At 49.2% G+C, this 10,451-nt stretch carries 6 protein-coding genes, 2 tRNA genes and 2 pseudogenes; 6 read left to right on the top strand and 4 right to left on the bottom strand.

Annotated features, from left to right (window positions below):
• The coding region (locus tag ACTQ3V_RS09345) for a ParA family protein (protein WP_441467276.1) at positions 1 to 175 on the bottom strand (175 nt) is incomplete at its 3' end.
• Positions 176 to 426: 251 nt separating this feature from the next.
• On the opposite strand from ACTQ3V_RS09345, the pseudogene ACTQ3V_RS09340 reads away from it, so the two are divergent.
• Positions 427 to 558 (top strand): annotated as a pseudogene (locus ACTQ3V_RS09340) (hypothetical protein); the annotation flags it as partial.
• A gap of 144 nt (positions 559 to 702) precedes the next feature.
• Here the strand turns inward: ACTQ3V_RS09340 and ACTQ3V_RS09335 are convergent.
• Positions 703 to 787 (bottom strand) — tRNA-Tyr (locus ACTQ3V_RS09335).
• 30 nt (positions 788 to 817) lie between these two features.
• Positions 818 to 893, bottom strand: a tRNA-Thr gene (locus ACTQ3V_RS09330).
• A gap of 411 nt (positions 894 to 1,304) precedes the next feature.
• Here ACTQ3V_RS09330 and ACTQ3V_RS09325 point away from each other — a divergent pair.
• From ACTQ3V_RS09325 to ACTQ3V_RS09305, 5 genes and pseudogenes are all read left to right on the top strand, one after another.
• Complete coding sequence (locus ACTQ3V_RS09325; protein ID WP_441467271.1) at positions 1,305 to 1,544, top strand: hypothetical protein; 240 nt, start codon at positions 1,305 to 1,307, stop codon at positions 1,542 to 1,544.
• Positions 1,545 to 1,560: 16 nt separating this feature from the next.
• On the top strand, positions 1,561 to 1,911 hold the full coding sequence (locus ACTQ3V_RS09320; protein ID WP_441467270.1) for a hypothetical protein: 351 nt from the start codon (positions 1,561 to 1,563) through the stop codon (positions 1,909 to 1,911).
• Positions 1,908 to 2,150, top strand: a complete 243-nt coding sequence (locus tag ACTQ3V_RS09315; protein ID WP_441467269.1) for a TnpV protein — start codon at positions 1,908 to 1,910, stop codon at positions 2,148 to 2,150. Before ACTQ3V_RS09320 ends, ACTQ3V_RS09315 begins: the two co-directional genes overlap by 4 nt.
• Before the next feature lie 227 nt (positions 2,151 to 2,377).
• Positions 2,378 to 5,191, top strand: a pseudogene (locus ACTQ3V_RS09310) (LPD25 domain-containing protein); the annotation flags it as partial.
• Between the two features lie 129 nt (positions 5,192 to 5,320).
• Positions 5,321 to 8,470 (top strand): helicase-like domain-containing protein, encoded by a 3,150-nt coding sequence (locus ACTQ3V_RS09305; protein WP_441467275.1) that lies wholly within the window; start codon positions 5,321 to 5,323, stop codon positions 8,468 to 8,470.
• On the opposite strand, the gene ACTQ3V_RS09300 is transcribed toward ACTQ3V_RS09305, so the two are convergent.
• On the bottom strand, positions 8,418 to 10,445 hold the full coding sequence (locus ACTQ3V_RS09300; protein WP_441467268.1) for a C40 family peptidase: 2,028 nt from the start codon (positions 10,443 to 10,445) through the stop codon (positions 8,418 to 8,420). The two genes, ACTQ3V_RS09305 and ACTQ3V_RS09300, sit on opposite strands and share 53 nt — an antisense overlap.
• Between the last annotated feature and the right edge of the window lie 6 nt (positions 10,446 to 10,451).

Raw genomic sequence — 10,451 nt, 5'->3', positions numbered from 1 at the left:
TCAGCAGAACTTTCTTCCCCGCCTGCGCCAGTCCGATACCCAGATTTGCGCAGGTGGTTGTCTTGCCAACGCCGCCTTTCTGGTTGGCGATGGCGATAATTTGCGTGTTCAATGACTTCACCTCATTTCTGATTGGTGTTGTCATGTGCCTGCACAGCAGTCCTGGAAATGACAAAAGCCGCCACTCGAAACAAGTGACGGCTTCGCCTAAATCCAATATTCTACTGTGCTTGAAATCAAAAGGCTTTGAGTTCCTTTCTGCTATTCATTTGTCGTTAATGAAACACCCCCTATAATTCGACTTATTTCAGTATGATTTTTCGGTTTGGAAAAGGATGAAAAAACCAGACTGAAAACCTCAAAACCCTTGATTCTACGGGGCTTTTCCGGTTTGTCGTAATTATACCGTAAGGGCACTCCTGTGCTACTCTGCTGCTGGAAGAAGGCGCATCGCTCAAAGAAGTGCAGGACTGGCTCGGGCACAAGAATTTTACCCTGACCGCCGACACCTATGCACATGTCACCGTGCGCGCCCGATCGAAGCTGGCATCCACCTGATCGAATACAATCGTCCCAAAGCCGTCTCGCGCTTCCGAAGCGAAATGGCAGAAATCTTCCCTTTCCTTTCTATATCATTTTCAGTAATCGATATAAAAGTTGAAAAAAACCGATCTTTTCAAAAGAAAAGATCGGTTTAGCCTTTGGTGGGAGGTGGTGGATTCGAACCACCGAAGTCATAGACGACAGATTTACAGTCTGTTCCCTTTGGCCACTCGGGAAACCTCCCATATGCAATTGTGGAACTTGCAAAAACATGTGGAGCTGGTGGACGGACTTGAACCCCCGACCTGCTGATTACAAATCAGCTGCTCTACCAACTGAGCTACACCAGCGTTTCGCAAGTCTTGTCTGTCTCAGCGACTTGTTTATAATAACACACTGTTCCCCATCTGTCAACACTTTTTTCGATTTTTATTTTCCGACGAAAGTTGTAATATTAAAGGTAACAAGAGGACTTAATCTTGTTACCTGTTTTTTTTGCTCGAGAGAAGCAGAAATTTTGCAGGAATAAGGAAAATCTCTTACAGAATGGAGGTGCGTAGTATGACAAAAATCACTAAGAGAGAGCGACAGATAATCTACCAAAAGACGAACTGGAGCGGCTATCCGTTTTAAATATTGAACTAAAACGCGATTTAGAGCGGCTATGCGAATTGCGCTCTATCGTATCAGGGCGAACTTCGTCGTTATCTGGACTGCCGCACATTGGGATGCTCCGCGATAATACCGGATTATATCTGTCAATGATAGATGAGCTGAAAAAGATTATTATGGAGCGTGTATTGGAAAGCATTTTGGAATATGCCAAACTCAATGCGTTTGTCAACAATATAGGGGATCCTCTGTTGCGCCAAATCATTTTGTATCGCTATGTGGACGGCCTGCAATGGCGTCAGATTGCAGCACGCATTGGTGGACGCAATACGGAGGATAGCGTCCGTAATTGTGTCAACCGCTATCTAACTTCTGATAAAACAAGCTGAAAAGGAGGTGATTCAAATGTCAGGTTTCACTATGGCGTATAACCCTGTACTGCGTGACAGGGCCTTGTCACTGACGGCAAAAGGGCTTTATCTGGTGATATCATCTTTCATCGGTATGCCGCGCTGGAGCCTGACCAAAGGTACGCTGGCAAAATACTGTGAAAGCCGATATGCACTGGAAAAGGCGTGGCGCGAGCTGCAAACTGCCGGTTACCTGAAGCACCGTTTTTTCCAGCTTAACGGGACAGGCTCTTTTGTCCACATTTACGACTTATGGATTATCATATCGGGACGGACGGCAAGCAGTATCACGACCCAACCCCAGCGAATTATCCGTGGTTCGGGGCGGAACGCCTCCAGTACATGAAGCGCAACGAGCCGGAGTTTTATCAGGAAATGGTAGTAGCTGGGACGCTGAACGAGTATCTCAACGACGTGGAGATGCACGCACAAGAGGAACTGGATCGGATCATGTTGTCCATGGCGAAGCAGGACGGGACGGACGACGAGCTGAAAGCCACCGATCTGCAGAAATGGATCGGCCTGATGAACAATTACCGTCATTGCGCAGCGGAGATCGTGCGCGAGGATTGGGTGTACAGCTAACAGAGCCGCATATGGAGCCAGCAGCAGCGCAGAAAGCGTCTGCTGCTTTTCCTTTTAACGCAGAACCTGTTCCCGAACAGTTGTCCCTGCTCTCGGATGAGTTTACCAAACAGGCCGGGCATAATGTGTTCCATCGGAACACGCAAGCGGAAGCCGCACAAGCTGCTGCCTCCACCGCGCAGAATGTGTTCCATCAGAACACATCGCAATTTCCCCTGCCTGGGCGGTACGACTTCTCGCAGGCAGAGATCGACCATGTGCTACGGGTGGGTGGCAATACAGATCGTCAGCGTGAATGTATTGTTGCCGCTTTTGAAGAGCAAAAATCCACCATCGAGATCGCAGCTTATCTCCAAACCCTCTATCACGGTGGAAATGGTTTTGACGCTGAAAACGGAAAATTTGTCGCTTGGTATGACAATGACGGTATCCATCTTTCGCGCGGCCAAACCGTGCGGTTTGACCGTTCCGCGTCAGTCGTATCATGGCAAAACGCAGCTGAGCGCATTGGACAGCTTTTGCAGGACGGACACTTTGCGACCAATGTAGAACTGGCCGAGGCTGAGGGCTATGAACGCAGCCGCCTTGCAGAAAAGTTCTGGAACCTGTACCACGATTTTAGTGATGAAGCCAGAAAAGCTGGATATCTGTCCAGCCTTGCCGAAAATCTGGGGCGTGGTTTCCCAGAAGAATCCGCATGGCTCACTGGGCAGCTGAAAAAAACAGAGTTCCGTGCTACACTTTTGACCGAGTATCAACAGTTTTTGACAGCCCATCAGGAAAACCGGGATTTGCTGTGGTTTCCTTATCATCGCTTGGATGAAATGCTATCCAACCTCCGAGACCTCGATCTGCCGCGCCAAGCCTTTTCCTCCGAATTAACGGAAATTCCTGCGATTAAGCAATTTATTACCATAGATGAAATCAATGATGCGATGGCTGGCGGCAGCGGTTTTTCTGGTGGCAAAGGCCGGATTTTCGATTATTTTCAGCAACCCCATACCTCTAAAGAAAAGGTCAATTTTCTCAAAGCGGAATATGGTATTGGTGGTCACTCACACGCCTTATCTGGCGCAATAGGCAGCGATGAATGGCATGATGGAAAAGGCGTGCGATATAAAAAGCGAGACTGTCCCGATGTGAAATTGACTTGGGACAAAGCAGCTGCCATCATTACTGATCTTATCCATGATGGACGCTATCTTAGCGAACAGGAACAGGCCCAATATCAGAAAATTCAAGAAGAAAAGGCACTTGCCGAAGCGGAGTTCGGTGCAAACGGAACCAGAGTGTTCCGGGACACGGAAGTAACCGAAGATCGTATGTCCCCCCGGTATCAGGTGGTGGTCTATGATCCGGTCGAGAATGGTTTTGACGAAAAGCAGGAATATCAAGCGCTGACCGATGCAGAAAAAGCGGCGCAGGGCTATGTGGATGGGACATTGGAAAGCGATGGTTTCCGGTATGACGGCGCTGCTGTTTACGACCATCAGGAGCAAAAGTATCTCCGGATCGTAGGAGACTTCCCGGATCAGACTGCGCAGGCACAGGTAAATCCCCCTAAGCCAGCCGAAGTTCCATATGTAATCTGCAATTGGAGTGAAAGCCCCATATTTGAAGATGGGAAGCAGTATTCCATCTATGAGTTTGACACCTTGATGAAGCAGGCCGACGATGAGCGAGTCGCCGGCAAGAATGCCGCTCTGAAGAAGTATGGAACATGGGAAGCATGGAACGCGGCGGATGATCCTGAATTGACCCGCTTTTTAGGATATGATAAAACCCAATTCACCATTGTTATGCCGGATGGAAGGACATTCACCGAACGTCAGGATATCGGGGATGGCGACGGAGGATTACTGGATTTTCTTAACCAGTACCCAAACTACCGCAATATATTACCGATATTACGGCAAGCCGCCTTGCGTGAACAGCATGCTGACGATCCCGCCCACGACGCTACAGATACGGAAAACACACCGTATCCGTCACGTGAAACAGCCCCCAGCAATTTCCGCATTATGGATGACAACTTAGGTGTAGGCGGGCCAAAGGAAAAATTCTGGCGTAATATCAAGGCAATCGCCACGCTGAAACAGATTGAACAGGATGAGCGCTACGCTACCCCAGAGGAGCAGCAGCTTCTTTCGCAGTATGTAGGCTGGGGCGGGCTATCAGATGCCTTTGACCAGAACAAACCTGCGTGGGCTGCGGAATATTCCGAGCTGCAGGAGTTGCTGACTCCGGAGGAATACGCTGCTGCACGCAGCTCCACGCTCAATGCCCATTACACCAGCCCTACGGTCATTAAGGCGATTTATGAGGCTGTGGGCCGTATGGGGTTTGAGACCGGGAATATCCTGGAGCCGTCCTGCGGCGTGGGCAATTTCTTCGGGATGGTGCCGGAAAGCATGTCCGGCAGTAAACTGTATGGCGTGGAACTCGATAGTATATCAGGCCGCATTGCCCAACAGTTGTATCCAAATGCAAACATAACAGTGGATGGTTTTGAGCGTACGCAGTTTGCCGATAACTCTTTTGATCTCGCCATTGGCAATGTCCCATTTGGTGATTATAAGCTGGCAGACAGCCGATATGACAAGGATAATCTATTGATCCATGATTATTTTTTTGTTAAGACGCTGGATAAGGTAAAACCGAATGGCGTTATTGCGTTTATCACATCCAAAGGCACAATGGATAAGAAAGACACACATGTGCGCCGCCTGCTTGCACAGAAAGCGGATTTGCTGGGTGCCATCCGTTTGCCCAACAATGCGTTCAAAGCCAATGCGGGCGCAGAAGTGACAACAGATATCATATTTCTGCAAAAACGGGAAACACCGCCGGAGCATGACCCGGAATGGGTACAGCTGGGGCAAAATCAAGATGGACTTTTGATGAACAGCTATTTCATCTCCCACCCGGAAATGATTCTGGGCGAAATGAAGATGGAAAGCACCCAGTACGGGTATGATACAGCCTGTGTCCCCCGAAAAGGAGAAGAATTAACGCAATTACTTTCTGAAGCAGTTCAACATCTTGATCTTCCGGTCAAACTGCCGACACAGGATGCTGAGAATGTGTTCCGGTCGAACACATTACATTTGGATGTCAGTGACAGCAGCACAGAGGAAGTAAATGATTATTCGTTCTTTGTGAAAAACGGCATGCTTTTGTATCATGAGCCGGGCGTAGACCGACCAGCAATGCTCAACAATACTGCTGAACAGCGCGCCCGTGCTATGATCGATATACGTCAATCTATTCGCACATTGATTAAAGAACAAACCGAGGGATGCGACGATGCCCGCCTGCATGCGCTGCAAAGTGACTTAAATCGGCTGTATGATACCTTTGTCAAAAAATTCGGCTATATCCGCAGCTATGCAAACCGCCTTGCGTTTTCAAAAGATGCGGGCTATCCTCTGTTACTTGCCCTTGAGGATTTGGACGATGAGCAGAACGTCAAGGGTAAAAGCGCAATTTTTACCCAGCGCACGATCCGTCCCCATATTGCGATCAGTCATGCAGATACACCGCAGGATGCGTTAGGACTATCGCTTGCAGAATACGGTAAGATTGACTTTGATTATATGTCCGGCCTGCTGGATGGTATGGCACAGGATAAAATCATATCGGCCCTGCATGGCCAGATATTCCGTGACCCGCCAAGCGGACACTGGCAGCCTGCCGATGAATACCTGTCCGGCAATGTCCGCGAAAAGCTGCGCATTGCAAAAGAATACGCCGAAAAAGACCCAACTTTCTCTGTTAATGTAAAAATGCTGGAGAGCGTACAGCCCGAACCGCTCACCGCTGCGGATATCAGTGTCCGGCTTGGCACTACGTGGATACCGCCGGAAGATATTACGCAATTTGTCCGGGAAGTATTATACCCACCTTTTCATGCTTCAGACAAAATCACAGTTTCTTATTCCGATGCCGTCAAGCGATGGTATGTTGCAAACAAAAGCTATGATAAAGACCGCAATTCCCCTGCGTATACGAAATACGGAACAAACCGTGTCAATGGCTATGAGCTGCTTGAGCTATCCCTTAATTTGCGTGATGTACAGATTTTTGATGTTGAGATTGTAAACGGCCAGGAAAAGCGGATTCCCAACCATCAAGAGACAATCAAGGCACGCAATAAGCAGGATGCGCTGCGGCAAGCATTTAAGGATTGGATATACGCTGACCCGGAACGGCGCGCACGGTTGGTGGATTATTACAACGAGCACTTTAACCATACGCGGCCGCGCACGTTCAATGGAGACTACCTCTCCTTTCCGGGCATGAACCCCAATATTAATATGCGCAAGCACCAGCGTGATGCTGTGGCCCGCATTTTGTATGGCGGTAATACACTGCTCGCACATTGCGTGGGTGCGGGAAAAACGTGGACAATGGCAGCAGGTGCAATGGAACTGCGCAGGCTCGGCCTTGCCCACAAGCCCATGTTTGTTGTCCCGAACAGCCTGACAGAACAATGGGGCGCAGAGTTTCAGCAGCTTTATCCCGGCGCGCACATTCTTGTTGCTACTGAAAACGATTTTTCCAAGCAAAACCGGAAAGCGTTTTGCGCGCGCATTGCCACCGGCGATTATGATGCGGTCATCATCGGTCATTCCCAGTTTGAAAAAGTACCGTTATCGCCGGAAAATGAACGCGCCCATATTGAAAAGCAGCTCGATAATCTGGAACTGAGCCTGACTGCTGCCAAAAATGATAAGTCCATGAATTTTACCATTAAACAGCTTGAAAGCTCCAAAAAGAAATTGGAGGCCCGTTTGAAAAAACTCATGGATGCTAAGGAAAAGGATGATGTCGTAACCTTTGAGCAGCTGGGCGTAGACCGGATTTTTGTGGATGAAGCAGACGAATTTAAGAACCTTGGCCTGTTTACAAAAATGCGTAACGTAGCAGGCATCCAGTCTACTGCCGCACAAAAGAGCGAGGATATGGCAGCAAAGTGTGAATACCTGAATGACCGCAGCGGTTATAATGGCGTCGTTTTTGCTACCGGCACACCAATTTCTAACAGCATGGCCGAACTGTATACGATGATGCGCTATCTCCAGTATGATGTGCTGGAGCAGACCGGCATGACCGATTTTGACAGCTGGGCTTCGAGTTTCGGTGAGACGGTAACCTCTATGGAGTTATCTCCAGAGGGAACCGGCTACCGTGCGAAAACCCGTTTCGCAAAATTTGTCAATTTACCAGAACTCATGAACCTATGGAAACAAGCAGCAGATATCCAGACGGCAGATATGCTTAATTTGGAACGGCCCGACGTAGAGTATCACAATGAGATCGCGCAGCCGACACAGGAACAGAAAGACATGGTGCAGCATCTTGGCAAACGTGCGGATGCAGTGCGTGCCGGTGCGGTTGATCCGTACACAGACAACATGCTGGCAATCACCAACGACGGACGAAAACTGGCGCTTGACCAGCGGCTTGCCAATCCTGCGCTGGCGGATGTGCCGGAAAGTAAACTGAACAAGGTTGTGCAAAATGTTTATGATATTTGGGAAAAAACCAAGGCGGAAAAAAGCACGCAGCTGATCTTCTGCGATCTCGCCACCCCAAGCGGACAACGTAAAAACAGCTTCTGCGCATACGATGACATTCGGGATAAGCTGATTGCGCGCGGTGTGCCGGCAGATGAAATCGCGTATATCCATAATGCAAACACTGCCACGAAAAAAGCAGCGGTGCGGAATAAAATGAATGCCGGCACAATCCGTATCCTGCTCGGCTCAACCGCCAAAATGGGCGCAGGATTCAACGTGCAAAGAAGGCTGATCGCAGAACATGAGGTGGATTGTCCGTGGCGTCCGCGCGATGTGGAACAACGGGAAGGGCGTATCCTGCGTCAAGGAAACACCAATTCCAAGGTGGATATTTACCGCTATGCTACGGAGGGTACGTTTGACAGCTACAACTGGCAAACTGTTGAAAACAAGCAGAAATTCATCGCCCAGGTAATGACCTCTAAAAATCCTGCGCGCACCTGTGAGGATGTCGATGAAGCGGCGCTATCCTATGCTGAAATCAAGGCTCTTGCCGCAGGCGATCCCAAAATCAAAGAACGCATGGAGTTGGAAGTGGATGTGAACAAACTGTCTGTCTTGCGCAGCGCATATAAGAATGAACATTATCGGCTGCAAGATGATATCAACGTCAATCTGCCACATGAAATCGCCAAAAAGGAAAATCTTCTGACCGCATTACAGCATGACAGTGCGACATTAGCTATCATCCTAATCTTCCAAACCCATAAAAGTGAGATTGCCAATATGAGCTTGTAATATCCGCGTATCCAATCGGATTTCCGCAGTGCAGCATTTTTCCGTTGCCAACATAAATGCCGATGTGTGTGATTTTCTCGTAGAAATCGTATGTGCCTTGGAAGAACACCAGATCGCCCGGCTGTGCTTCACTTGGAGACACAGGTGTACAGTAGCCATAGATGCCCTGCGCCGTTGTGCGCGGCAGATTATAAATTCCAGACTGCGTGTAAACCCAACAGATATAACCGGAGCAGTCAAATGAAGTTGCCGGCGAGCTGCCACCGTAAACATACGGGTAGCCGATATATTTCTGTGCTTCATCCATCAACGCCTTATACGCATCGCCTATGATCGGCTCGCCCGGATAACCACCCGCACCGCCGCCAATGCCTGCAATCAGCGCCAACAGATCGGGCCGGTAATCGTCCAGCAGTTCGTGCAATGTTTTTTTGTTTGCCGTGCTGAAATGGTATCGGTCGGCGGCTTTGTCTGCTGTCAATCGTGAAATCCCTACATGCAGAATCCGATCTCCATCCTTTGTTTTCGTATACCATTTCGTATACGGATTCATGGTCTTATAAACCTGATTTAAGATTTCACGCTGCTTCGGTTCCATCGTCATCGCATCTAATCCATCTTTTTCTGTTAGTTTAACAGAAAACACTGCCAAAACTTCTGCATCATCTGCATAATCTCCTTCATAAACCACACGGTCATAGGATTCCCCGCGCAGCACTTCCTCCTGCCACGCCATTTGTGCCGCCATATAGCATTCCTTCACCCTTTTAACATCTGTGTTGGTCATACTTTCAGCATTTTCATCAGCAAACAAGATTCCAACCGCAGAGGCAAATATACTGATCGGCGCGACGATCATACACATCACCAAAACAACGGCCGCACCAATGAGCACGATTTTGCCCTTTGCCGCGGCGGCAATCTTACTAAGTGCAGCCCCAGGCGCCTTAAAAAGTCCCTTTTTTGCCGCGCTGGATACTGCACCTTGCGCTCCCTTTGCCAGCTTTTGCATCTGCTTCCGCTTCAACTTTTTAACCCCGGCAGAACGGGCGCGGAAACGGTACTGAATATTTTTCAGCATGCCTTTCCGCTTTTGTGCGAAACCGGCTGTGACCGCTGTGTTTTGCGATACGCCCGCTGTGCGAATCCGCGTTGCCGCACGATTGATTGCCGTAGATGCTGTCCTACGTCCTGCTCCATATAGGCTGCCTTTTCCATAAGTGCCACGCGTGGGATTATATAGTGTCTGAGCGGTCGCCTTCCGTCCGGCACCATACATTCTTGTAGTGGCTTTGGGTGAATTGGCAAGCCGAGTTGCAGCACGGCCCATTCTGCTCCGCTCCAGTATTCGTTTGTTTTTAAGCTGTTTTTGCCCAGCCATACGATACCGCTGATGCCTTTTGACGTGCGTTGCGCTTCGTATATTCGCATTTTGCCGCGTACTCTGATAGGAATAGCGGAGCCGCACTTTACCGTTTGCATCAATGTACCGCCGAACTGTGCGCCGCACAGACTTCTTTGCTGCACGAGTATCCAAGGTATCTGTCACCTTTTGACATGTTGTACCATATAGAGCGTGTGCAGCTCTGCCGGTTCGCCACGCACCGCGCACAGTATGTATTGCCACTTCCTGCGCGCCACGCTCTAAGGCTGTTTCTGCCTGGCTAACAGCAGCTGCATCCGCACGCTGGCCGCTTTGTTCCTGGCTCTTTTTCCGCTCCTTCAGATTTTGTCTGCGGCGAATGAGTTTACGGATCATGTAGTGTTTCATGATACGCTTTTTGCGAACTGCTTTGGCCTTTTTTGCACCTTGCGGCGTACTGGATGAAGGCTTCTTCCGAATCGTGCGTGCCTGCAATTCTGCACCAGACCGCGTCTTGCTGCCATTATAGCGTTTTTCACCCCCTCCAGCTGCATTACCTGCTCTGGAGGGGGTTACGCTTATCTGCGGTGTTTTATATTTGTATATTGCCATACGCTT

Origin of the sequence: Candidatus Agathobaculum pullicola, assembly GCF_052117205.1 — a bacterium.
GTDB lineage: Bacteria > Bacillota > Clostridia > Oscillospirales > Butyricicoccaceae > Agathobaculum > Agathobaculum pullicola.
The sequence above is the reverse complement of the archived record's forward strand: the minus strand, read 5'-3'. Positions and strand labels throughout refer to the sequence as shown.

Bases quoted from the DNA above. Each gene is read 5' to 3' on its own strand.
- ACTQ3V_RS09305 (WP_441467275.1), top strand. From the start codon at position 5,321: ATGCTTTTGTATCATGAGCCGGGCGTAGACCGACCAGCAATGCTCAAC.
- ACTQ3V_RS09300 (WP_441467268.1), bottom strand. From the start codon at position 10,445: ATGGCAATATACAAATATAAAACACCGCAGATAAGCGTAACCCCCTCC.
- ACTQ3V_RS09325 (WP_441467271.1), top strand. From the start codon at position 1,305: ATGATAGATGAGCTGAAAAAGATTATTATGGAGCGTGTATTGGAAAGC.
- ACTQ3V_RS09320 (WP_441467270.1), top strand. From the start codon at position 1,561: ATGTCAGGTTTCACTATGGCGTATAACCCTGTACTGCGTGACAGGGCC.
- ACTQ3V_RS09315 (WP_441467269.1), top strand. From the start codon at position 1,908: ATGAAGCGCAACGAGCCGGAGTTTTATCAGGAAATGGTAGTAGCTGGG.